Source organism: Phytoactinopolyspora halotolerans (genome assembly GCF_010550675.1).
In the GTDB taxonomy this organism is placed as follows: domain Bacteria; phylum Actinomycetota; class Actinomycetes; order Jiangellales; family Jiangellaceae; genus Phytoactinopolyspora; species Phytoactinopolyspora halotolerans.
On sequence record NZ_JAAGOA010000003.1, the window covers coordinates 184,753 to 208,547 of the forward strand.

At 64.3% G+C, this 23,795-nt stretch carries 17 protein-coding genes; 6 read left to right on the plus strand and 11 right to left on the minus strand.

The genetic code is table 11. The features are described 5' to 3' along the window. Positions 1 to 19: 19 nt before the first annotated feature. The 3 genes from G1H10_RS05425 to G1H10_RS05435 all read right to left on the minus strand — a co-directional run bounded on the left by G1H10_RS05425 (position 20) and on the right by G1H10_RS05435 (position 3,808). Positions 20 to 1,087 (minus strand): nucleotidyltransferase family protein, encoded by a 1,068-nt coding sequence (locus G1H10_RS05425; protein WP_163733817.1) that lies wholly within the window; start codon positions 1,085 to 1,087, stop codon positions 20 to 22. 151 nt (positions 1,088 to 1,238) lie between these two features. Continuing rightward, complete coding sequence (locus G1H10_RS34425) at positions 1,239 to 2,738, minus strand: O-antigen ligase family protein (protein ID WP_216852926.1); 1,500 nt, start codon at positions 2,736 to 2,738, stop codon at positions 1,239 to 1,241. Positions 2,739 to 2,800: 62 nt separating this feature from the next. Beyond that, on the minus strand, positions 2,801 to 3,808 hold the full coding sequence (locus G1H10_RS05435) for a YveK family protein (RefSeq protein ID WP_163733819.1): 1,008 nt from the start codon (positions 3,806 to 3,808) through the stop codon (positions 2,801 to 2,803). 164 nt (positions 3,809 to 3,972) lie between these two features. On the opposite strand from G1H10_RS05435, the gene G1H10_RS05440 reads away from it, so the two are divergent. From G1H10_RS05440 to G1H10_RS05455, 4 genes are read left to right on the plus strand one after another with little or no spacing between them, the layout of a single operon-like run. After that, complete coding sequence (locus G1H10_RS05440; protein ID WP_163733823.1) at positions 3,973 to 5,256, plus strand: polysaccharide pyruvyl transferase family protein; 1,284 nt, start codon at positions 3,973 to 3,975, stop codon at positions 5,254 to 5,256. A 32-nt stretch (positions 5,257 to 5,288) separates the two neighbouring features. Continuing rightward, entirely contained in the window at positions 5,289 to 6,518 is a 1,230-nt protein-coding gene (locus G1H10_RS05445) for a Coenzyme F420 hydrogenase/dehydrogenase, beta subunit C-terminal domain (protein WP_216852927.1), read from the plus strand. Beyond that, a complete protein-coding gene (locus G1H10_RS05450) occupies positions 6,515 to 7,534 on the plus strand; it encodes a glycosyltransferase (protein ID WP_163733828.1) in 1,020 nt (339 codons plus the stop codon). The genes G1H10_RS05445 and G1H10_RS05450 overlap by 4 nt, the downstream gene beginning before the upstream one ends. Beyond that, complete coding sequence (locus G1H10_RS05455) at positions 7,535 to 8,041, plus strand: YdcF family protein (protein ID WP_163733831.1); 507 nt, start codon at positions 7,535 to 7,537, stop codon at positions 8,039 to 8,041. Positions 8,042 to 8,085: 44 nt separating this feature from the next. Here the strand turns inward: G1H10_RS05455 and G1H10_RS05460 are convergent, their stop codons facing one another. From G1H10_RS05460 to G1H10_RS05475, 4 genes are all read right to left on the minus strand, one after another. Continuing rightward, on the minus strand, positions 8,086 to 9,558 hold the full coding sequence (locus G1H10_RS05460) for a right-handed parallel beta-helix repeat-containing protein (protein ID WP_163733834.1): 1,473 nt from the start codon (positions 9,556 to 9,558) through the stop codon (positions 8,086 to 8,088). Between the two features lie 212 nt (positions 9,559 to 9,770). Next, the gene (locus G1H10_RS05465) at positions 9,771 to 10,712 is read right to left on the minus strand and encodes a right-handed parallel beta-helix repeat-containing protein (protein WP_163733837.1); all 942 of its coding nucleotides are present in this window, start codon (positions 10,710 to 10,712) and stop codon (positions 9,771 to 9,773) included. An 85-nt stretch (positions 10,713 to 10,797) separates the two neighbouring features. Continuing rightward, complete coding sequence (locus G1H10_RS05470) at positions 10,798 to 12,387, minus strand: lipopolysaccharide biosynthesis protein (RefSeq protein WP_163733841.1); 1,590 nt, start codon at positions 12,385 to 12,387, stop codon at positions 10,798 to 10,800. Then, a complete protein-coding gene (locus tag G1H10_RS05475) occupies positions 12,380 to 13,690 on the minus strand; it encodes a class I SAM-dependent methyltransferase (RefSeq protein WP_163733844.1) in 1,311 nt (436 codons plus the stop codon). The genes G1H10_RS05470 and G1H10_RS05475 overlap by 8 nt, the downstream gene beginning before the upstream one ends. Positions 13,691 to 13,965: 275 nt before the next feature. Between G1H10_RS05475 and G1H10_RS05480 the strand changes: the two genes are divergently transcribed. Beyond that, positions 13,966 to 16,077 carry a hypothetical protein gene (locus tag G1H10_RS05480; protein WP_163733847.1) on the plus strand — a complete coding sequence of 704 codons (2,112 nt, stop codon included), beginning with the start codon at positions 13,966 to 13,968 and terminating at the stop codon, positions 16,075 to 16,077. 44 nt (positions 16,078 to 16,121) lie between these two features. Beyond that, on the plus strand, positions 16,122 to 16,781 hold the full coding sequence (locus G1H10_RS33825; RefSeq protein WP_312856536.1) for a CatB-related O-acetyltransferase: 660 nt from the start codon (positions 16,122 to 16,124) through the stop codon (positions 16,779 to 16,781). Here the strand turns inward: G1H10_RS33825 and G1H10_RS05490 are convergent. The 4 genes from G1H10_RS05490 to G1H10_RS05505 are packed head-to-tail and all read right to left on the minus strand — an operon-like array spanning position 16,762 to position 23,726. Further along, positions 16,762 to 17,709, minus strand: coding sequence for a glycosyltransferase (locus tag G1H10_RS05490; RefSeq protein ID WP_163733853.1), 948 nt, complete (start codon positions 17,707 to 17,709; stop codon positions 16,762 to 16,764). The genes G1H10_RS33825 and G1H10_RS05490 overlap by 20 nt on opposite strands. Positions 17,710 to 17,743: 34 nt before the next feature. After that, complete coding sequence (locus tag G1H10_RS05495) at positions 17,744 to 21,361, minus strand: DUF1349 domain-containing protein (protein ID WP_163733856.1); 3,618 nt, start codon at positions 21,359 to 21,361, stop codon at positions 17,744 to 17,746. Positions 21,362 to 21,402: 41 nt separating this feature from the next. Further along, positions 21,403 to 22,608 carry a class I SAM-dependent methyltransferase gene (locus G1H10_RS05500; protein WP_163733859.1) on the minus strand — a complete coding sequence of 402 codons (1,206 nt, stop codon included), beginning with the start codon at positions 22,606 to 22,608 and terminating at the stop codon, positions 21,403 to 21,405. Beyond that, a complete protein-coding gene (locus tag G1H10_RS05505; RefSeq protein WP_216852928.1) occupies positions 22,605 to 23,726 on the minus strand; it encodes a class I SAM-dependent methyltransferase in 1,122 nt (373 codons plus the stop codon). The genes G1H10_RS05500 and G1H10_RS05505 overlap by 4 nt, the downstream gene beginning before the upstream one ends. Positions 23,727 to 23,795: the final 69 nt, after the last annotated feature.

The following is a 23,795-nucleotide window of genomic DNA, read 5'->3' on the forward strand; positions in this document are numbered from 1 at the left end:
GCATCGGGCCTCTTCGCCGTCACCGTGTCACGCCCGCGTGAGTCTCTACCGCTCGGAGGTACGCCTCGAGCGCCGCGGTGTCCGCGGGCTCGCGGTGAAGGTGGGTAGGCTGGCGGCGGGACGTTGCCAGCCTGTGCGCGACGCCCTGAATGCCCCGGGTGCCAACGGCGGTCAGAGTTCCACCGCTGCCAGGACGTGAGGATCGGGCCACCAGCCGTGCTAACGATGCTTCTCGCCGCAAGGCAGGGACTGGTGCGATCCGGTCTACGGCATTGGTGACCATGCGGAGCCCGGTGGAGATGCCCAGCGCTCCGTCCAGGTTTTCGGGCACAGGCGTGTTCAGTAGGGCCGACGAGCGGGCCAGCACGATGGCGAGCGCCGTTTGCGCGCCCCAATGGTGGGCGCGGGCGACGACGCTGTCCCAGTCCGCAGTCTGACGCGCGAGCTGGTCCGCGTCGAGTATGAGAAGCATCCGGTGTGCGCCGGTGAGCGCTGCATGGAGGCATACGTGTGTGAGAGCGTCGGTGTGATCGAGTGCCCACGTCGACGAGAGGCCAAGCGGGACAGTGACTCGCCGTTCGAGGATCTCGTATGTCGATACCGAAAACTGTCGGCGGGTAGACGCCATATTGATCATGGACCAGTGCAGGTCGATCAGAGTTCCGGACGGACTGATGAAATGCATCTCGCCAGGAGTGTCGACGTTGCGGAGCATGTCGCGGAAGTCGGCCACCGTCCATCCGGCGTCCAGTAGCCGAGTCGCTGCCTGGCGAAGCTCGTGTGGGGATACGAGGATGTCGATGTCGTGGTAGATGCGTAAACCAGGGACGGGGTGTGCATGCTCAGAGAGGACCGGACCTTTGAACGTGGCCCAGGCGAGCCCGTCGAGAATCTGCCCTATGGCGTCGAGGGTGATCGAGGTGCTGACGTGGTTGGCTATTGCGGTGTCCCGGTCAATCTTGAACTCGGTGGCGAGGTCCGGCTCCAACTCTCTGAGCAGGACATGCGCCAGCGGCCCGACGCGGTGATGGCGGGCCGTCTCGACGAACAGAGCACGGGTGGCCTCATGCGCTGGAAGATCTGGCACGGTGTTCCGGCATACGTCGACAATTGCCGCGGGCACGGCGCGACGCGGCCGGGTCTCCCGTATGCCATGTCCTTTGGCCGAACCACCCCTGGAACCGACCATCTTTCCCCCAGATGTTTACAGCCGAAACCCCCATCATCGGCCGAATGCCTCATCCTAGACCGTGTTTGCATCCCGTGGACAGTGACTCGCTCTTGGACCGTCTGCCTGCGCCGCTCCAGTTCGCCATCCAAGGTGTGGCGACAAGGCGGTCTCCAAGTGCCGCAACCTGTAACGGCCGTCGCCCGCCACCGCCTCCGTCGATGCGCCACAGCGCCCCGATGGCGCCGATGACTACAAAGAGCACCCCGACGAACGTCGCGAAAGAGAAGGAGTCGAATGTGCCGCTCGCAAGTAAGCTGACCGGCAAGACGACGGCGAGTGCCTGAGCAAGGTGACGAGTCTCCTGATCCGCTCCCCGCAATCGAAGGCTTCGCGCGACGAAATACGGCGCCAGGAAGAAGACGACAAGGGCGGCCAGACCGACCGCACCACCTTCGAGCAGTGTCATATAGAGCTGGTTATCCAGAAGAATGTAACGTTCGGGCATGAACGTGCCGGCGCCCCTGCCGATCCACGGGCGCTCGGCCCAGAGCTCAAACACGTAATCGGTCCGTGCGATCCGATCTTGGACGCTTGGATCGTTCTCGACGTTGGCGAAGAGGGACTTGATGGTTCCTAACACTCCCCGCTGGACGACGTGGAACATTGCGATGGCGCAAGCTGCGATGACGAGCGCGTTGTACCGCTGCCGCCATGGCCACACACTGAGCATCAGCACCAGCGCCAACCCCACCGCGAGCGTCGCGGAACGGGAGATGGAGAAGGGAATGCCGACCGCGATGACGGCGACGGCCAGCCAGCGCCACACTCGCTGTCGCCGGACCGTGGCGAACAGCGCGTAGTGCAAGGCGAGCGGCAGCACCATTGCTAGGACTACGCCGAACTCGATGTAGTGCGTTGCTGTCGAGGCGACCCGCGGGAATCCAGGTCCTCCGCGCTCAGCCACACCGATGAGCGCCGCGTTGAGCCGGAGCCCAGGAATTCTCACATACTGGGTGATGTCCACCACCTGGGTGAACTGCAGTCCGCCGATCACCCCCATGACGGCCGCGAAGCCGACCAACGCTCTGAGTAAGCGGTCCAGCTCGTGGCGTGTGCGCATCCCGTCGGCGGTGGCTAGGGCGACGCCAGCCATCGCAAACGTGAAGATGATCCACCGATCGGCGCTGCTCGCCTCAATCTCTGGTAGTCCTCGATCGATTCCGACGGCATAGCCGAACAGCTGGAACGCTACGTATCCGCCGATGATCCAGCGGACAGGCTGTGCGCCGTCCGGGAGTCCTCGTCGAGTCAGGAATGCGAGCGTCCAGAGGAAGAAGAGAAGCAACCCGATCGCGACAGATGGCCGTCCGATGGCGCCCATACCACCGATGACGAGGCGCGCAGGGATGAGGAACTGCAGTGCCAGAAATATGACCAGCAAAATGAGGGCGGTCAGCGGACGTGATCCGATGATCATGGGCTGCCAGTTATCGGAGCGCGTGGTCTTCGCCTTAGGCAACGATCGAAGGAGACTTGGCTGCCAGGCCGAGTAGCGGCCTTCGATCACGTGCGTGGTTGTATACCGTCCCCGATCGATTGTTTTGGCCAACAGGCTCGACCGCAACCCCATCATGACGGCTTGTTCAATCCCGGCTGTGAGGATTCGCCATGTTTCCGGGCTGCCGCCGGCTCCCAGTCTGCGTTCAGCTCAGATTCGGAGGCGTCGCTCGATGGCTCCTCCTCGACGGCCGCCGGGTGCTCCTCGTCGGACGGCTTCGAAGGACCTGTGTGGAAGTTCGCCTCGGCATATGCCTCCGCCAACAGCGAGGAGTGCGAACGGCTGGGGCTCAGCCGTGCGGGCCGGGCGATATGCGCAGGCGTCGTTGCGCCATTGTCCGTGGAGTGGGTGTTCCGAGGTTTCTCTGTGGCGTCGGAGTCGGGCTTGACTAGTTCCAGTTCGACTACCGGAATGTCGTCGAGGGTGAGCTGGTCTGGATTCTCCTCAGGGGTCTCGGTGAGCTTTCTGCTCGCTCGTCTGCGTCGCTTTGCGCGCGATCTGCGGTACAACCCGATGATGTCGTCGAAGACGACAGCAACGAGGATGGACAGGCCCGCGCCGAGGACACCGACGACTGCCTGTACTCGCACTTGGCTGGTCTCTACGGTCGCGATGACAGTCGGCGTCTCGAGCACTTCTAGCGTGTATTGCTCGCTCTCGGGCACCTCGGCCTCGTCTTGCCTGGTGGACAGTTCTTGCGCTGCCTTGTCAATAACAGCCTGGCCGACCTCTTCGGTGGCTCCTGGTGTCTCTCCGCGGGTCGTGATGTGGATGATCGTGCTTCGTGGAGGAGCGGCGACTTCGTAGCTCGCAGTGAGACCATCGCTGGCGATCTGTCGCCTGGTCTCTGTTGCGTTCAGCACCAGGGGTAATGCCTCTTGCGCCCCGTTGATACTGCTGTACGGATTGGGAGCCTCCGGAAAGCCTCTTGAGGGCGACAGCATCACCGAGGCGCGTCCCTCGTACTCGGGTGCCGCCTGACCCTCCGCGGCCATCACAGCGAACCCGGTGAGCGCTAAGAGTGGAAAGAGAACGTACCAGCGCCGTAGCGCGGCAATGGTGATTCGCCAGACATCCACGTGCCCCCCTAGCGCGTAGCAGCTGCGCCCCCAAGCGTCCTGCGCTGCTACGCGGTACCGATCAGACTGAATGTGCGCATTCGCGTTCATAGTACGCTTCAAGTGCGTAGTCGGCTAGCGGAGCTGTATCGCGCAAACGGGATAGGTCAGGCATACTGTCCAGCATGGGGGGCATACAACTGTGCCTTGCCGGTGCCTCAATCGGCAATGGCAATCGAGGGGTGGAGGCGCTCGGGCGATCAGTGCTCGACGTCATCGACACGGAGGCGCCCGGCTCCCGGCTGAGCGCTTTCGACGACGGGTGGGGTGTCCGGCCGGACAACTCCGGTCGTTACCGGCGGGCCGACGTCGAGTTCGTCGGCGTGCGCCTCTCGCGCCGATGGCATCGGTCAGAGAGCTGGGCGCAGATCCGAGTCGCTCAGCGACTGGGAGTACTGGGCAACCCGGCCGCCACACGGATAGCTCATGCCGACGCGGTGCTCGACATCAGTGGTGGAGACAGCTTCACGGACCTATATGGGCGGAGTCGGCTTCGTGCCGTCTCTGCGCCGAAAGAGGCGGCATTACGTGTGGGCCGCCCGCTGGTCCTGTTACCACAGACGTACGGGCCGTTTGACACGCCTGATGGGCGGCAGCGGGCGGAGAGGCTTGTACGGTCCGCAGCTCTCGCCTATGCACGCGACGCCGCGAGCTACGAGCGTCTTCTTGAGCTCGCCGGGTCGGCCGCTGATTTCTCGCGACTTCGCAGTGGTGTCGACGTGGCGTTCGCGCTCGAGCCCAGGAGACCCATGAACGGAGTCGTGGAGCAGATTGAGGAGTTGACCGACGGCCCGATAGCCGGAGTGAACATCAGCGGTCTCCTTCGGGATGACGCGGCGGTCGGCCGATTCGGTCTGGCGGGTAATTACATCTCAACGATGACCGACCTGGTCCATGCGCTGGTCGATACGGGAGCCCGGGTCCTACTGGTGCCGCATGTGCACGTGCCTGGCGGTGGTGGGGAGAGCGACGTCGCGGCGATCGAGGCGGTCCTGGCCCGGCTTCCCGACGGCGTTAGCGCGCGGATCACAGTGGTACCCGCCGAGCTTGATGCTGCGGAGTTGAAATGGTGCATAGGTCAGTGCGACTGGTTCGTCGGAAGCCGCATGCATGCCACCATCGGAGCGCTGTCCTCGCGCGTACCGGCGTGCGGTTACGCGTACAGCGACAAGACCCGCGGAGTTTTTGAGACATGCGGCATGGGCGACCACGTGGTAGACGCCCGGACCGTGTCCGGGGCGGCGGCGGTCGAAGCCATGACCGCTTCGTTCGCCATCCGTGCCGACGTCAAGCCTAAGCTCGACGCGCGGGTACCGAAGGTGGTCCGGCAGGCACGTGGCCAGATGATCGACATTCTCGCCGACGTGCGGGCCTGGAAATCCGGGCGAGCGTTGGGGGCCATCGCGTGACGCCGCGAAACCTTGCCACCATCCAGGATGTCGTGGACGCGCACCTGTGCACCGGGTGCGGCGCCTGCGCGTATTTGGAACCGGACGCGCTACGGATGGTGGACGTCCCTGAGTTCGGCCGACGGCCGCTGCCGGTCGTTTCCGTCAACGGCGCGAACGGAAATGGCATCGGTGCGTGTCCGGGGGCGCGGCTCCAGCACGACAAGGACGCGTTAGACGATGCTCCGTTCCGCGGGGAGTGGGGGCCGATCCTCGAGTTGTACGAATGCTGGTCCACGGATCCCGAGGTGCGGCACCGCGGTTCGTCCGGAGGAGTGATCAGTGCCTTGTCGGCTCATGCCGTTGCTTCCGGTTCGGCTGTAGGGGCGCTCCAGGTCCAGGCGAAGAAGGACGCTCCGTTGGAGAACGAGACGGTCCTCAACCGCGGCTACGACGAGATCATCGGCGCTGCGGGTTCGCGCTACTCACCGGCCAGCCCGTGTGAACGGCTGGACTTGGTCGAATCAGCCGATGGGCGGTGCGTCGTGGTCGGCAAGCCGTGCGACATCGCGGCTACCGTTTCGGCGTCGAAAGCCCGGCCCGCTCTTAGCGATAAACTTGCCCTCACCATCGGCATCTTCTGCGCAGGCACGCCATCGACCCGTGGCACCGAGGAGGTCGTCCGGCGCCTGAAAACCGATCCGGCCGATGTCCGGCGCGTGGACTACCGTGGCGAAGGCTGGCCCGGACGGTTCCGAATCACGACCAAGAACGGCGAGACCAAGTCTTTCAGCTACGAGGAGTCCTGGGGCGAGACGCTGCAGAAGCATCGACAGTGGCGTTGCATGATCTGCCCCGACCACACCGGTGAGTTCGCCGACCTGTCGGTGGGTGACCCGTGGTACCGGAAGCTCGAAGAAGGCGAACCGGGCCGTTCCCTGGTGGTAGTGCGGACTGAGAATGGTCGAGAGGCCCTGCACTCAGCGCTGAGAGACGGAGCGCTCGAGGGCCACCCGATTCCGCTCGAGCGGCTGCCACAGTCTCAGCCGAACCTCGCGAGCACCCGCGGCGCGGTATGGGCGCGCGTCTTGACGATGCGGCTCGTCGGGCTACCGGCGCCAACGTTCTCTGGGCTCCCTTCCTTCCGCCCGTGGCTTCGGCTGGACCTTCGTACCAAGATTTCCTCGGTTGGTGGAACATTGAAGCGAATTAAGCGGCGCGGTTTGCGCGTACCGGAATCCAGGGCCGGTCAAGCGTCCGCTGAGGATGGGGCCGGCCGATGAGCGCCTCGACGACGAAAACGCAGGATACGACACGCACGGCCGCCGTCGTGGCCCCCGACGCCGTGCGAGCTGCTGATGACCTGGGCGTGGATTCCGAGCCGGACGTCGTGGTAGTGGCGGTCACGTACAACAGCGCGACGATTGTCGAGCCGTTCCTCCGGGCATTGCCGGCCGCATTGGAAGGGATCAGCACAGCCAGGGTGATCATCGTCGACAACGACTCCTCTGACGCGACCGTGCGGTTGGTGCGAGAAATCGCGCCCTGGGCCACTGTTCTGAAAGCCGGTGGGAACATCGGTTACGGTGCAGGGATCAACCTCGGTATGCGATGCTCGAACGGATCGCAGGGCGTCCTTGTCTTGAACCCTGACACCGTTCCCGCTCCGGAGTCCGTGAGCCGCTTGCTCGCGGCGACGCAAGCTGCTGGCGACGTGGGTATAGCTGTACCACGGATTGTGGATCCCGACGGGCTGTTGTCATTCTCCCTGCGGCGCGAACCCACCCTTCTGCGTGCCCTCGGCGAAGCGGTACTTGGCGGCAGACGGGCCGGACGGTTCTCGTCGTTCGGCGAGATGATCAACGATCGTGAGTATTACACCGACGGTGCGCGATCGGACTGGGCTACCGGCGCCGCCATGTTCGTGTCCAGGGCGGCGATCGACGCCGCTGGGTGGTGGGCCGAAGACTTCTTCCTCTACTCGGAGGAGACTGAGTACGCGCTTCGAGTGCGTGATGCCGGCTTCGGGCTGCGTTTCGTTGCGGATGCGGTGGTCGCGCATCAGGGCGGCGATATGCAGCGTTCGCCGTGGCTGTGGAGTCTTCAGGCGGTTAACAGGACGAGGCTGTACCGGCGCCGGCACGGGCGGGTGGCGAGCGCGGCATTCTGGTGCGTTGTCACGCTCAACGAGGCGCTCCGCGCGATCTTGGGTCGGCCAAAACACCGAGCCGCACTGCGAGCTCTCCTCCGCGGACACGAGGCGTTCGCACCGCACCGTTTCCAGAGTTCAGGCTCATAGATGCCGGCACGACGGCGGGTGTGGCTGGCCGTGGCGCTGGTCCTCGTGGCCGTCGTGCAGATTCGCGTATTCCTACTCCCGCCGACTGACGAGTCCGGCCAGGCCGACGCGATAGTGGTCTTCGGTGGACCGGGTGATCGCCTCGGATACGCCGCCGAGCTGATGGCCGACGGTTTGGCTCCCACATTGGTGATATCGACTGAGGACGTCAACAGATGCCCACCTGGTGCGGCCGGGGCCGAGGTTCTGTGCCTGACACCAGACCCTTTGACCACTCGTGGTGAGGCTCGGGCTTTCGCGGAGCTTGCCCGGGAACGGGGCTGGGAGGAACTTCTAGTGGTGTCGACGGCGACGCAGAGCGTACGCGCTCGGATGCGGCTCGATCGATGCTACGCGGGCCATGCGACTTATGTGGCTATGCGGGAGAACTTCCTCAAGCAGATGTACCGGGTGGTCTACGAGAACGGCGCTATGGTGAAGGCGCTGTTCGTCGAGCGTGACTGTTGACGGCGTCGTCGGGCGTTACGGGCCCTTGGTGAGCGCGGCCGCATTTAGTCGATGGTGGTTCCGGTGTCTGTGTGGTTGTTGTTCCAGGTCCAGTTTGGGCCTTGGTCGGTGGAGGTGGGTCCGTAGGCCCAGGAGTTGTTGGTCCAGGTGTTGTTGGTGACGGTGATGTTGCGTGGGGCGCCGTGGCCGGTGCCTTTGTCGCGGAGGTAGAGGGTGTAGGTGCCTCCGGAGAGGAGGTTGTTTTCGATGGTGTAGGTGTCGACGGGGCCGTTGTTGCTTTGGATGATGATGGCTGAGGTTTGGCCTTGCCAGGGTCCTTCGATGCGGTTGCCGCGGATGGTGACGTTGGTTCCGCCGGTGGATTGGATGCCGTCGGAGTGTGATCCGGGTGGTGTGTGCAGGTCGTGGATCCAGGAGTTTTCGATGGTTTGGTTGCTGCCGACTTTGATGCCGTCTTCGAATGCGGAGATGTCGAGGTGGCGGGCTGTCCAGGAGCCGAAGGGTGCTATTCCGGCTGATCGTTCTCCTGAGACGCCGATCAGTTCGGAGTGTTCGATCACCAGACCTGATACGTTGCCGGCGCGGGCTGCGGGTATCGAGATTCCGTAGTGTCCGGTGCTGTGGATGCGGACGTTGCGGATGGTGACGTTGTTGTGTTCGACGGTGATGGATCCGGTGATCTCCAAGTTCTCGATGACTTGGCCGTCACGTGTTGATGTGAGTGATCCGCTCGGTTTGAGTTGGGTGTCGTCTTGAACGCCTGTGTTCGACTCGTCGGGGAAGCCGTTCACCGACGGGGGGTTTGGGTTGTCCGGTGGTTCCGGATCCGGGTCGGGGTCCGTGGTCGGGTCCGGGTCGGGGTCCGTGGTCGGGTCCGGGTCGGGGTCCGTTGTCGGGGGCTGTGTAGCCGTGGGCGACGGGTTCGGGCCTGTTGGACTCGGCGTCGGAATAGCGGTCGGATCAGTCGGAGGACTCGATCGCGTGGGGATCGGGCTCGGCGATGCGGTACTTGTGGGGCTTGGGCTGCCCGAGGGTGTCGGGGTCCTCGTCGCCTCCGGCAGTGGCGGTTCGGGGAGCACGTTGACCTCGTCGCCGTCGGCACGGCTGTCAACGATCACCGCAGGACTGCTTCCGGAGTACATGAACGAGTTGCGGCAGCCAGTCACGTCTACACGGCGGGCGGTATAATTTCCGAAGACTAGACCATTGGTGCGTGATGGATCGCCGCACTCAATTTCTGAGTCCTCGATGATTGTGCCACTCACGCCAGGAAAAACTCTGACGCTGTGGTATCCGCGGTGCACAACTCTCGTTCGCTTGATCGTCACGTTGTCGGCTTTGATCAATATGTACCCGTGCACTTCGAGTGCGTCGATGACCGTACCGGGTTCTGTAACGATGATCTGTTCACTCGGCGTGAGGTCGACGTCGTTGGGGACGCCGATCGCTTCCGCTTGTTGAGGCAGGATAGCTGTTCCGGCCAGGATTGTTGCGGCAACAACAGCGAGGATCGCCAATATCCGGAACCTGCGGCGACTGCGCTGTCTGGCGATACGAGCCGATTTCCGCGAGCTGGCGTGTTGGGACAAGGGAACCCCTAGGCCTCGAGTACAAATCGCCCGTAACGTTATACGATCGTTGTGAAAGATCGCTAGTGGGGAATGTAAAAGTCGAGAGTGGTTGTATGTCCAACAATATTGGCGTGATTCTGATGGTGGATGAACGTCGTTTAGTCGATGGTGGTTCCGGTGTCTGTGTGGTTGTTGTTCCAGGTCCAGTTTGGGCCTTGGTCGGTGGAGGTGGGTCCGTAGGCCCAGGAGTTGTTGGTCCAGGTGTTGTTGGTGACGGTGATGTTGCGTGGGGCGCCGTGGCCGGTGCCTTTGTCGCGGAGGTAGAGGGTGTAGGTGCCTCCGGAGAGGAGGTTGTTTTCGATGGTGTAGGTGTCGACGGGGCCGTTGTTGCTTTGGATGATGATGGCTGAGGTTTGGCCTTGCCAGGGTCCTTCGATGCGGTTGCCGCGGATGGTGACGTTGGTTCCGCCGGTGGATTGGATGCCGTCGGAGTGTGATCCGGGTGGTGTGTGCAGGTCGTGGATCCAGGAGTTTTCGATGGTTTGGTTGCTGCCGACTTTGATGCCGTCTTCGAATGCGGAGATGTCGAGGTGGCGGGCTGTCCAGGAGCCGAAGGGTGCTATTCCGGCTGATCGTTCTCCTGAGACGCCGATCAGTTCGGAGTGTTCGATCACCAGACCAGAGATCTCTTCGGAGAGTTCATGCGGCACGGCTATCGCGTAGTTGCCGGCGCCATGAACGCGGACGTTGCGGATGGTGACGTTGTTGTGTTCGACGATGATGGATCCGGTGATCTCCAAGTTCTCGATCACCTCACTGTCGCGTGAGGACGTCACCGGCTCGCTCTGTTCGAGGAGCGACTCGTCCGTCACACCCGTTGTGGACTCATCCGGAAAAGCACTGGCGTCCGCCGTCGCTGGAGACTGACCCCCGGACGCTGCTCCGCTGGCACCGTCTGCGTCGGACGGAGTGCCGGGGTTCTGGTCTTCGTTCGCGCCGCCACCGGCGCAGCCGATTGGCACGGCGAGAAGCAGCACCGCCACAAGCGACGTCAAGCCGCGCATTGCATGAGCCTGCCCGCCATCGCTGGTCTTGCTCATCCGTATCCCCCTCGTGCATCCTCGATGACGGCCGCCGAGCTGCTCTAGGACGCGTCAGAGCAGATTCGCGGATCACGGGCCGGCGTCAAGGTCCGCCGGATGTTACGCCCGGTGTGTGGACGGGCCCGGTGGCGCGGCCTCGTCTATGGCGCCCCGTGGACTTGGGCTTGAAGACCGTGGGCCATAAGACCGTGAACGGCCGACGGGCCAAGGGCTCGAACAGGACGGCCGTGCCGCCGATCACCACGACGGCCAGCGCTGCGACGACGATCGCGGACATCCATGCATTGCCGCCGGTGAAAGGTGACGTTGTCGAGATCAGCCAGGCGACCGACGCCCCGAGCGTCGTTGCTGCGAGCACGGGAACGACGGACTTGAGAACGTCTCGCACGGACAACCCGATCGTCTTGCGCCAGAGCGGGAACAGGATCAGTACCGTCATGGCGGTGAACGTCAGTAGGCGGCTGCCAGCTATGCCGAGCACCTGTTCCTGCGTGCCGGTGCCCTGCAGAAGGAGTCCTGGAATGATGAAGGACGCTGCGCTGAGCAATCCGGCTACCCACGTGGTCGCCGCGAGTACCCCCGGGCGGCCCATGGCCTGCAGAAGGGGGCCGGTATATGTGGCGAACGCTAAGGTCACTCCGAGGGCGCACAGAAGCTTCATGGGTCCGGCCGCGGCTGCCCACTCTGGTCCGATCAGGCGCATGAGCGGCTCGCTGCAGACAGCCAGCACCCCCAGCATCGGCACCGTGATAGTTGTCCCGAGCCGGATGATGGAGAGCGCCCGGTCCCGGAACGCGTGTGGATTCTCCTGATACCGCGACAGCTCCGATAGTGAGGTCGTCATCATGGCGCCGGTGGTGAGTTCAAGGACCATTTCGGTGAACCGCAGCGCCATTCGGTACAAGCCGACGGCGATAGGGCCGAAGAACAGGCCGATCAGCAAGGCGTCGGCGCGCTGGTAGAGAAATACACCGAACCCGGCGAGGGCTGAGTGGCCCGAGAATCCGAGCAGTTCCCGGGCTGCGGACCGGGAGAACCGTGGGTGCGGTCGCCAGTCGCTGACCACCCAGAGCAACGCGACCTCAACCGCGGCGGCAGCGAGCTGTTGGGCGACAAGGGCCCAGTACCCGGCGCCCGCAAATGCGGAGCCGACGCCGACTGCTCCGCCAAGCAGGACGGCGGCGTTGGCGCGAATAGCCAGCAGCCGGAACTCCATCTGGCGGCGCATGAGCGCCTCTGGAACAACGGACAGGCCCTTCATGATGAGCAACGGCGACAGCCCGACGACGACGGCTTGGAGGTCAGGCAGCCCGTTGACGGCCGCCCACCAGGGACTGAGCACTAGGGTGATGGGAATGAGCACGACCATCGCCGCCAGCGTCATCCAGAACGCGGCGTCGAGGTGCAGATTGGTCAGGTTCGGGCGTTGGACGATTGCCGCCACCAGGCCCTGGCGTACCACCATTTCGACAAAGAAGACGTAGACGAGGGCGATCGCGACCAACCCGTAGGCCTCGGGGCCGAGCAAGGCAGCGAGCACCAGAGAGACGACGAGGTTGACCACGACTCGGCCGCCCGAGAGCAGGTAAGACCACGAGAGCGCCCGGCCGAACGTCGTGGTGGGACGGGCGATCTCGGGGGCGTCACTCGTGACCCGTGGCGGGTCAGGCATCGGCCGCGACCGCCAAGAGCGTGTTGCCCGTCAGCTTCGACGTGAGCCCTCCTGTGCCAAGCGGCTCACGTCGGCTGGCGTGCCGTCGATCCAAGGTGGTGATCCGGTATCCGGCGGACTCGAGCCACCCTCTTAGGGCCCGGGCGTCGGTCCTGTGCATACCGTCGCGTTGCCAGGTCTCGGGAAGAACCCTTGCAGACCGCGGCATCAGTCGGTTGCGAAGCGCATAACGGCGATGATCGGGAACAGTGGTGACTATCGTCCCCCCAGCGCGCAGTATGGGTTTGACAGCTCGTAGGACCGCCACCGGATCCTCGAAATATGCGAGAACATCGAGAGCAAGGATCGTGTCGACCAAGGGCAGAGATCGGATCTCCACCTCAGTCGGGACACGGGGCGGGAGGACGTCGACACCGCGGCTCGCGGCGAGCTCCCCCTGTATGCAATCCACCGGGATCGCCGTGACGGCGATACCGGCCGCTGCCAATGTACTTTCGGTGACCCCAGACACCGTGCCCAGCGACAGGATTCGCTTTGGTTGCGTGCGCAGAACGCTGAGCACCGGCGAAGCGGGTTGCGGGTACGTGTGCTTGCTCCAGGAGACGACGTGCGCCGGAAGCTGTGGTTCGATGAGCTGCGCGTCGTCGAGGTCACCACGGCCGAGCTTGATGGCCGCCTCGATCTCGAGCCGGAAGTCTTCCTCAGGAATGCCCAGCTTGCCCAGGTATACATCGGGGAGGTGGTGAATCAGGAGATCGTCGATCTCTTCCAGGCACAGGACCTTCGTTAGACCGCAGGTGGTGTACGGATCGGTGGCGGCCGAGACGAGCATGTCGTACTCGCCTTCGTGTGGCGCCATCGGGTAGCCGCCCGAGTCCATGATCCGGCCCAGGTGTTCCCGGGTCAGCATGTAGCAGGCCGCATGATCGTTGGTGAAGCGCGCGAAAGTCCGGTTGTCCTTGACGAACACCGAACTGGGGTCCCACCGGTAGTAGCTGTGCACGGTGGACATTGAGCGACGGCCATCCGGCCATTCCTCGAACCGCATGAAGCCAGGGATGTAGGCGGCGGGGAGAGCCTCGGACAGTCGCAGGAACGCATCGACGTGGCGCTGTTCGATGAGCGTGTCGTCTTCGGCGTAGATGAACAGGTCATAGTCGTCGCGACGCTCGCGGAACAAGCTACGATGGGCGAAGGGAAGTGACCATGGGTTGGCGTTGGGCAGGCCGACCCGGACTTCGACGTCGTCCGCGATGTCCTTGGCGGTCTCCGCCAGTATGACCATGGTGACGTCGATATCCATGGACCGGAACTCCGCCAGCATGCGGTCGAGGTGGCGCCGATTCTTGGTTCCGTGATGCGCAATGGCTACGAGAGCGCGCACTGTTCCCCCCTGGACAGACCGCCTCGCCCGCGATGGCGGGCATTGGCAGCGTATCTCACTCAGGGAGTATTCATCCACACTCGTCGGTTGGGAGATGAAAATCCGTATAGCGGCTAGAGTGTGACCTAGCGGGTAGGCGTTGTACCGCTGCGGGATAACTTTGCTGGGGGGCAATGATCGTGGGGGACTCTCCAATGCGCCGGCGCGCTGCGTTTCGCGGGGCGTTGTCGCTTGATGAACTGGCCGGCTTACTCGGCGCCGGTTCGGTTCGGCCGGACGTGTTGTCGGTCGATGTCTTCGACACGGTGTTGACACGTGCGTGCGGTGAGCCGTTCGATCTCTTCCACTGGCTGGGCCGCCGCCTCCGTCAGCGTGGCGTCCTGACGGTTGACGCGGAGGTCTTCGCTCGCGCACGTGTCGCCGCAGAACGCGCCGTGTGGCGCCGAGACGGAGGCCTCGACTCGCACGCCGGCCTGGGCGAGTTCTACGAGGAGACAGTTCACCGGTTGGGTATGGACCCATCGCTGGTGACGTCGATGGTCGAGGCAGAGTTGGAACTCGAGGCGGAGATCTCCCGCCCGGTACCCGCGGCGAAGTGGCTCCTGAAACTCTGCGTGGAGCAGAAACAGAAGATTGTGTTCACGTCGGACACTTACTTTCCGAGGGCCTTCATCGAGTCCCGTCTGCAGACCGCGGGCGTGTTCTCGTCGAATGCCCGCTGCCTTCTCTCCTCTGAATTGGCCGAGTCCAAGGCCTCAGGCCGACTGTTCACCCGGATGCTGACCGACGGCCAGCCTGCCTCGGGCGTGTTGCATGTGGGTGACCATCCGCACTCGGATGTGGCGATGCCGATCAAGACCGGCATGCACGCGAGGTGGATTCCAGACGGGCGGCTGAACCGGTACGAGAAGAGCCTCGCCACCAGCTCGTATGGCACGGCGGGCCTAGGCTCAGCATTCGCGGGCGCGAGCCGCCTGGCCCGGCTCTCCACCGACGCCGGCAACCCACACGAGCGGGCCATCCGGGACGTCGCGGCCGGTGTCGCCGCCCCGGCTCTGGTCGGATACGTGCTGTGGATCCTGCTCCGCGCGCAGCGGCTGTCGTTGCGCCGAGTGGTCTTTCTCGCCCGCGACGGCCAGGTCATATTGGATATCGCCCGCCGCCTGGTGAAGGCGTTGGACCTGCCGATCGAGCTCACATATCTCTACGTGAGCCGAAGATCCACGAACCTGGCCGCGACCTTCGGGGCCACCGAGGAAGAGACCGGCTGGGTCTTCCGTGACCTGAGTGTTCTGTCCCCGGACGAAGTCCTCGACCGGTTCGATCTCCAGTGGGACGATGTGCGCCATCTGCTGAGCGTCGATCGCACCGTGACGAGGCCGGTCTCCGGTGCCGCCGTCGGCGAGGCGATGCGGGAGCACCTGAAATACGACGGTCCGGTCAGGCAGATGGTTCTGGACCGTGCCGCCGCGCGCCGGGAGCTGGTGCTCGACTATCTGAAGCAAGACGGCCTGCTCGATGGCGAGCCCTACGGCATCGTCGATTTCGGCGGCGTGGGTAGTCAGGTAAGAGCGGTCCACGCGCTTGTCAGCGCGGCGGGAGCCGCTCCGCCCCGAATCTTCATGATGGGTCTTGACCGTCCGGAGGATGCCGGCCTGGTGACGCCGGACGACGAGCCGGCGTGGGTCCGGGACACGGAATGCTATCTGTACGATCACCGACGCGGACGCGGCATACGTCGTGCGCGGGGGTTCGGGACCTGCGTCCAGATGTTCTGTGCGGCCGATCACGGCACGGTGGTCGGCTATGGCAGAGAGAACGGGCGGGTGATCCCTGAGCTGGCGACACCGAGCGACGACGCCACAATGAGCTGGGGACTGCTCACCATGCGCGCCGCTATCGCGAACTTCGTGGACAACCTGGTTCTGAATGAGGATCTGGTGGACCCGTATGCCGACGTCAGAGATGCCTCCTGCGACGTGCTGGAAATGTTCTGGACCAGCCCGAGCGCGGGCGAGGCCGGGGCCTGGGGCTCCTTCCCGTTCGAGGGCGCGCAGGCTTCCGGGTCGGCTCCGCGGCCCCTTGCATATCGCTATACCTGGCGAACGGTCGGGAGCGAGATCGCGAGCGGGCGCTTCCCCAATCTCGGATGGCAGCACTGGTACGAAGGATCGCTCGCCTTGAGTTCACCTTTGGTCCGCTCGGCCGTGGAACGAGCGGAGACCATGTACCGGCGGTTCGAGCATACGGACAAACCAGGCGTATCTGCATTGATCGGGACAGTCCGACGATTGGCAGGTCGATGAGAGCGCGTGTCAAAAAGGCAGCGGATCTGTTACTGCCGTCTGGCGTGCGGTACGTTTTGTCCCGCCGCCGTCTGAGGAGGCAATTCGGCCTTCGTTCCCTGGGGCCGGACTTCGGCTATGGCATAGCCGAGAACACGGCGTTCGAACCCAACTGCAGGATTGGTGGCCCGGCCTATATCGCAGGCTCTCATATCGGAGCCTTCACATACATCGAGGTCGGATCCCGCATTAGCCTGACTGATGTCGGCAGGTTCTGCTCGATCGCTCCTTACTGCATCATCGGGCTCGCGGAACATCCGACCGACTTCGTCTCCACACACCCGGCCTTCTACCGTCACCTTCCGGCATACGGCTGGGACCTGGTCGCCGAGGACCAGCACCATGAGCTGACCAGGACGACGGTCGGAAGCGACGTGTGGATCGGAGCGGGCGCTGTTGTGAAGGGTGGCGTCACCATCGGCCACGGAGCCATCATCGGCGCAGGAGCCGTCGTGACCCGGGACGTCCCGCCCTACGCGATCGTCGGTGGGGTCCCGGCACAGATCATCCGTTACCGGTTCGATCCTGCACAGATCAATGATCTCTTGGAGTCCCGCTGGTGGGAGCGGGACCTGAACTGGCTCCGGACTCACGCCGCCGACATGCGAGATGTCGCGAAGTTCATCGAGGTCACCCGGGGCAGGCTCAACTCTCGCCCGAGATGACAGCGGGGCTGTTGAGGGACTCCCCGCGTAGCCGCCGCTTCAGTCGGCCGCCATGGAAACGGATCAGCCGAGTCCAGTACACCCGGGGGACCACCATCCAAGCGCGTACACGCTGCCGCCGTCCAAGAGGTGCCCTGGCCGCCGCGCGGAACAACGCATAGGAGGTGCGTACGTCGAACGGAACCAAGGTTCTAAGCCGCACCCGGCGCGTGTCCCACCAAGCGACCGTTTCGCGCCTGCCTCCACCTCTGAGCTTGATGGCGCGCAGCGAAGCGTCGTCATGGATTCGCCGCTCGAACAGGACGTCGTCAAGGCAGACAATCGGTCCGTTGAGCGCGATCTCGGCGAGAAGGATCCAGTCGCTGGCCTCGTGCGGCGCAATGAGCTGCGTCTTCTCGAGCACATTTCGTGGGAACAGCCCGAAGACGGTGTTGGCGGCCCGCACGTTGCGGATCACATGCCTGAACCGTGTCACGGGATCCTCGGCGTCAAGGGCCAGTTCGTCGGTGTCGGCGCGGATGAGTTCCCCCGATTCGTCGATGAGAACGGCCTTCGGATGCACCACTGCCGGCGTGTTCCCGCCTGCCTCGTCGAACGCGGCCATGCACTCTTCAAGGAACCGCGGTCGGCAGAGGTCGTCGTGTGCTGACCATTTGAAGAACTCACCAGTCCCGAGTTCGAATGTGCGGTTGTAGTTCGCCGCAGCTCCGACGTTTTCTGATTGACGCTCGTAGCGAATTCGGCTGTCCTTGGCCGCGTACTCCTTGCAGATCTGTGGCGTGTCGTCCGTCGATGCGTTATCACAGATGATGAGCTCGAAGTCTTCGAAGGTTTGGGCTAGGAGGCTGTCGAGTGTCTCTCGCAGGAAGCGCGCACCGTTGTAGACCGGGAGACCGACGGTCACCCTGGGGCGGTCGACTGGCGTCATGTGTGGGCTCCTTGGTACTTCGTTCGTCGCTGGTTCATTGAATGGGCTCGATGACCACGTTGCCGAAAGAGGCGTCGACGTGATGGGCGATCAGTGCGACGGCTCCGGAGGCCGTGCCGCCGTCGTAGACGATCTCCATCTGCCATCCGGGTTCGGGCTCCGCAGCGGGCCACATCTTGTATCGGTATCGGTAGCCGCCGGTCACGGTTTCCACGGATGCCTTCATCACGTGTGGCACACCGAGTGGCAGTGATACGTGATTGATCCGGTGCAGTGGCGTACCTCCGCTGCCCGTCAGTTCAGTACGCCCAGTCAGCTGCCACCGATACCAGGCGTATGCACCGACCGGATAGAAGCCCGTACTGGGCTGGCCGGAGCTGCCCGTAGTGTGACCGGGCCAGCGCAGACCCATGCCAACAAGCGGGGCACCGCTCTGCGGGGTACCGCTGTCGGGTCCGAGTGCGTGCACGGTCAGCGGCACTGTGACCTGATAGTCCGTCCACGAAATGTCGCCGAGCGCGACCACCCTGTCGTAGCCGAGCTCCGTCGGCCGCAGAGCACCCGAGTTGATAGACCACTTGCCGTCGACAATCTGTGCGACGTCGTTGATCGCGGCGGCGTCGCTCCAGTCCACCTGGAACGGAAGACTCGGAACAGTGCTGGATTCCTTTGTCACGGTCACGGTGCGAGAGTTCTCGACACCTGAGGTGCTACGAGCAATGAGCTCCACCGTGTTCGCCCCTCCCGCCAGTTCCGCGTAGTCGAGCTCGACGTTGAAATCGCCCGCGAACTGCAGTCGCTGCAAGTCCGGCCCGATCTTCAGGTTGCGCAGCGGGCCGCCATTGAGGCGGAAACGCAGCCATGAGAGCCCGTCTGGGTGGCTGACGTTGCCGAGGACGTTCACCCACCGTTGGGGTCGACCGTTGGCGCCGAATGTCTGCTGGTTACCGTTCCACACGTCGATGGCAGGGCCGTCTCCTGGATCGGGTTCTTGGCCATCTTCGACGAAGGTGGCGGACACCGTGGTGTGGGAGCTCATCGTGACCGAGGCAGGATTCGACGCGCCTGACAGCGCGCCGGACCACCCGGTGAAGGACCAGCCGTCCGCCGGCACGGCCTCCAGCTCCACCATGGCGCCGGCTGGATACGAAGTCTCGTCAGGGGTCGACACGATGCTGCCCTGGCCGATGGTCTGGGTGGTGAGCGTGTAATTCCCCGGTTCTGGCGGGTCGGGGTCCTCCGTATCGATCACGTAGTTGACACGTGCGGTGAACGCGGGCGACGCTGACGCTGGTGAATTGTGATTCGCTGCGAACGGACCGACGGATGTGACGTTGAGGGCGCGGGTGAACGAACCCGCCTCCGTCCACGAGACCCCATTGGCCGACCAGCTGTACGTCCAGGTCGAGCCGGTCCGCTTAACCCGCAGCCACATGGACGTGGCCCCCGCCGGGATCACCTTGCTTATCTTGGCCGCTGAGCTGCCGCCTGTGGTCGACGCGGCGAACACGCGCAGGGACGTGCCGTCGAAGTATGTGTCGAAGCGGATCCAGTTGCTGGCGTCCTGCTGGACGATGACTCCCTGCATTTGGTATTTCGAGCTGGGCACGGAGTCGAAACGTACCTCTGCCTCGAAATCCTCGTTGGTTACGTCCTGCATCGCCCGCAGCGAGCGATTCGCACCCCAGGCGTCGTGAGACGTACTGGCGGGCACCGTCAGCTCGAGATGTGCGTCGTCGGTTCCCTGGCCGGCTACCTGCCAGGACCCATCGCCAATCGGGTCGACGACCGTCCAGACGGCGTCGTCGAGCCCGTTGGAGAAGTCATCCGAGCGAATGACGGAGGACGAGGCATGCGGCCCCTCGTCGGGCGTCGTGAATGTCGCGTCGGCTGTGGTGGCGATATTGCCGGACTCGTCGGTGGAGATCACCTGATAGTGGTAAGTCGACGATGGTTGCAGGTCTGGGAGTGTAACGGTGTGGTCCGTGACCAGCGAATCGGCAGAGATGGTGCCGCTGCCGTAGGCCGCAGTGGCGCCGTGCGCCACTGCGGAGGTCGCAGGTTCGTTGGTCTGCCAAGTGATCGTAGCGGTTCCCGGCGCCATATCAACGTCGACGGTGGAGATGACCGGGGGAGTGGAGTCGCCCGTCTCGGGCGGCCCGTCGCCGACGTCCAGGAAGGTGTCCAGCGCCTCGGCCCACCGATCGGCTATGAGCCGGTCGCCCACGGCGTTGGGGTGGAGACCGTCGTAGGCATGTACCGCAACCTCGTAGCCGGTGTTCATATCGACCGTATGGATCGGGGACGCGCCCGAGGTGCGGTTTGCTGCCAACGTACGCAGCTCAGCGTTGTACGCGGTGACTTTGGCCGTATTCATCGAGTCCGGGGGGATTTCGGCGATCAGTATCGCGAGATCGGGCTTGACGTTGCGGGCTCTCGCGATCGCGGTATCGACCCGTTCGGCCGCGATTTCTGGCGTGATCGTGGCACCGCGGAGGTCATTGATGCCGATCAGCAGAAGAACGACGTCGGGATCGTGGTCCGTAACCCCGGCGGCGATGTTGTCGCGTAAGTGACCGGTGGTCCACCCCTGAACGGAGAGCGAATCGTGATCCCACTCGCCCTCAGCGAGGTGGTCGCCCGCCGGATGAGAATCGTAAGGACCGACGAAATCGAAATCGACCTCGCTGTCGTTCAGGTGATCGTCGAGGTAGTAGCGGTAGGTCCCTTGGATGCCACTGCCCGCGCTCGTGGCGCCGCGCGTGATGGAGTCGCCGACGGGCATGATGCGCACGACGTCTGGGTCGGGTTCTGGGTCGGTCGTGGGGTCTGGGTCGGGTTCTGGGTCCGTGGTGGGGTCTGGGTCGGGTTCTGGGTCCGTGGTGGGGTCTGGGTCGGGTTCTGGGTCGGTCGTGGGGTCTGGGTCGGGTTCTGGGTCCGGTTGGATCGGCGCGGAGGTATCGATGACGTAGTCGACCTCAGCGGCGAACGCCGGCGAGGCTGACTTGGGTGAATTGTGGTTGGCGGCGAAAGGACCGATGGACGTGACGTTCATCGATCGGGAGAAACTGCCCGCAGTGTTGAAGTTCTCGCCGTCGGCAGACCACTTGTAGGTCCACGTCGAGCCCGAGCGCGTCACACGAAGCCAGATTGAATCGGGCGAGGTCGTGATCGCTTTGCTGAGCATGCTCTTCGAACTGCCTGCCGTTGTGGAGGCGGCGAAGACGTAGAGCGACGAGCCATTGTGGTATGTGTCGAAACGTAGCCAGTTGCCGGCGTCCTGTTCGAATAACAGACCTTGCATCTGGAACTTGCCAGACGGGACGGAGTCGAACTTCGCTTCGATCTCGACGTCACCGTCTGGAACGTTCTGGACGGCACGCAGAGCGCGGTTGGTGCCCCATGGGTCGTGGGAAGTGCCCGCGGGCAAGGACAGTTCCAGTCGTGCGCTGGTTCCCGCACCAGCTACCCCTGACGTGCCGTCGCCGACAGGGTCGACGACTGTCCAGACTTCAGAATCGAGGCCCGCCGAGAAATCGTCCGACACGAATCCGGTGGTTGCCGCCGCGTTCGTGCTGTTCGCGATGAGCGCCGCTGCTGGAAGGAGCAGAGAGAGCACCAGCGCCGACGAGCGTCGTCTGAAGGTAGCCATGATTTACCGTTTCCTCCCACACATGCGGGGCCAGGCGGTCATCAGACCGTCACCACCTTAGCGACGACACCCAGCTGGGCGACTTGATCGCAGATCTCGGCGTAGTAGACCGGGTTGGTGATCAGTACCTGGGATACCGCGCGGCCGGCCAGAGACTCGGGTAGCCCGACGCGGTGTCCAGCACCAGGCAGGTAGTGCCCGTCCTTGCGCGGATTCAGATCGACGACGGTGACCTGGCCATCGGGATCGACGGCGTTGACGAAGTTCACGCCCTTGGAGCCGGCACCCCACACCGCCAAGGACTCGCCGCGCTCTCGCAGTGTGACGACCTCGTCCTGCCAGCGGGCGACGGTCGACCGCCAGCGCTCGGCGAAGCTTCGAACCAGCGCGAGATGTGTCTCGACGTCGCCCGTGCGGCCGCTCGAGGACACGTCGGCACCGGTCCAGGTGGTGTCGGATGTGGTGATGCTGGACGAAGCGGCGTCGGGACGAGCACGCGCCTCGAGGGAGAGGAACTGCCCGTGGAAGGATCGGCGGAGCGAGACGATCTCGAAACCGCTACGCCTCACCAGTGCAGACAGTGATTCGGTGGAGAAGTACGAGACGTGCGGGTAGATGCAGTCCCAGAGCCCGTCAGGGCCGAAGTTGAACTCCGCCGACGGTACTTCGAAGTAGAACAACGCCTCTTGCGGAGCGGACTCCGCGAGTGACGCCAGCATCGCGGCCGGATGGTCCAGGTGCTCCAGCACATGCCGGCAGGCCAGCAGTTCATACTTCTCGACCTGGTCTCCTGGACTGAAGTAGTCCTGTACCAGTGTGACGCCCGGGATGGTGGTGTCTGGTGCGACGGTCGGGTCGTATCCGATTCCGGTGTTCCCGCCGGCCTCGCTCAGCGACGCGAGGAAGTCACCCTTGCCGGAGCCGATCTCCACCACGTGCTTGCCGCGGATGCCGCACTCGTCCACCAGCCGCGCCACCAGCTCGTCCGAGTACTGCTGGAACGTGGCGGAGAAGTGCAGCGAGTTGTCATAGCTGACGTCGTACTGGACGAGCGCCGGATCGAACGCAACGTTCTGCACATGGCCGCAGTCGAGGCATACGGCGAGGTCGAGGCGGCCACACACGGCGCCGCGCGCGGCCTCGCGCGTCGGGAAGAGCGCGCCGGTCAGCACCGGGGCGTCGCCCAGGTCGGCGACGGGATCCAGCCGGTCGTCACCGCATGCCAGACACGACGTCTGTGCCGTCACACCGCCTCCAAAGTGGTCTGCAGGTCCAGCCCGGCGAGGTCGTGGCCGATCTCGTCGAGGTATGCCGGGTTCATCGCGATCACCAGGTCAGGCTGGATCTCGGTCAGCTCCTTGGGCGCCACGATGCGGTGCCCGCTACCGGCCATGTACCGGCCGTGCTTGAACGGGTTGATGTCGACGGCGGCGTCGACCAGCGGAGCGTCGTCGCCCAGCGCGGCCAGGAACGCGACACCCTTGGAGCCGGATCCCCAGATGACGCTGCGACCGCCGGCGTCGGCCACCTCGCGCAGCCGCGTCTGCCAGCGGCCGATCATCTCCGCGTGCGCGGCGGCGAACCGATCGGCGGCCTCCGACACCGCTGCGATGTCGTCCTCGATGAGCGCGAACACCGGGCTCAGGCCGCCCTCGCCGCTCGTCGTCGGGCGTGCCTCGATGATCAGGTACTGCTCGTCGTACGCGGTCCACTCGCGCAGGATCTCGAACCCGGTGCGCCGGAACAGCCGGGCCAGCGAGCCGGTGGTGAAGTACGAGCAGTGCTCGTAGTACACGTCCCAGAACGCGCCCTCGTCCAGCACCCGTCGCACGTCGGGCAGCTCGAACAACACGGCCGTGTCGGTGCGGTCCCCAATGGCGGCCCGCACCGTCCGCATCCACTCCGCCACCGGTGCGATGTGCTCGAGGGTGTGCCGGCAGATCACCGCGTCGGCGTCGAGCTCGGGGTAGTCCTCCGGGAAGAACCCCTTCACCCAGGTCAATTTCTCCGCGACGTCGGCGTCGATGCGTTCCGGATGCACGCCCGGATCCACGCCGACGCCCGAGGCGACACCGGCCCGCACCATCTCGGCGAGGAACTCGCCCTTGCCGCAGCCGATCTCCACGACGCGCTTGCCGGCCAGGTCGTATCGCTGCACCCACTGTGCGGCCAGGTCGGCGATGAACTCCCGGAACAGTGGGGAGAACCCCTGCGTCTCCTCGTAGTCCGAGGAGTAGGCGTTGTGCGACGGATCGAACAGCCGGTTGAAGACGAAGCCGCACTCGGTGCACAGCGCCAGGTCCAGCTCACCGCGCGGGAACTCCAGCGCGGTCTGCTGGTCGTCCACCAGCAGGCAGCTGTGCACGGGGACGTCGCCGCACCGGTAGAACGCCCGTGTCGCGCCCGATCCGCACGCCGGACACGCCCCATGATC

Coding starts and splice junctions, on each gene's coding strand:
- G1H10_RS05440 (WP_163733823.1), top strand. CDS start 3,973: ATGGGGGGCATACAACTGTGCCTTGCCGGTGCCTCAATCGGCAATGGC.
- G1H10_RS05450 (WP_163733828.1), top strand. CDS start 6,515: ATGAGCGCCTCGACGACGAAAACGCAGGATACGACACGCACGGCCGCC.
- G1H10_RS05455 (WP_163733831.1), top strand. CDS start 7,535: ATGCCGGCACGACGGCGGGTGTGGCTGGCCGTGGCGCTGGTCCTCGTG.
- G1H10_RS05465 (WP_163733837.1), bottom strand. CDS start 10,712: ATGAGCAAGACCAGCGATGGCGGGCAGGCTCATGCAATGCGCGGCTTG.
- G1H10_RS05470 (WP_163733841.1), bottom strand. CDS start 12,387: ATGCCTGACCCGCCACGGGTCACGAGTGACGCCCCCGAGATCGCCCGT.
- G1H10_RS05475 (WP_163733844.1), bottom strand. CDS start 13,690: ATGGATATCGACGTCACCATGGTCATACTGGCGGAGACCGCCAAGGAC.
- G1H10_RS05480 (WP_163733847.1), top strand. CDS start 13,966: ATGCGCCGGCGCGCTGCGTTTCGCGGGGCGTTGTCGCTTGATGAACTG.
- G1H10_RS05490 (WP_163733853.1), bottom strand. CDS start 17,709: ATGACGCCAGTCGACCGCCCCAGGGTGACCGTCGGTCTCCCGGTCTAC.
- G1H10_RS05495 (WP_163733856.1), bottom strand. CDS start 21,361: ATGGCTACCTTCAGACGACGCTCGTCGGCGCTGGTGCTCTCTCTGCTC.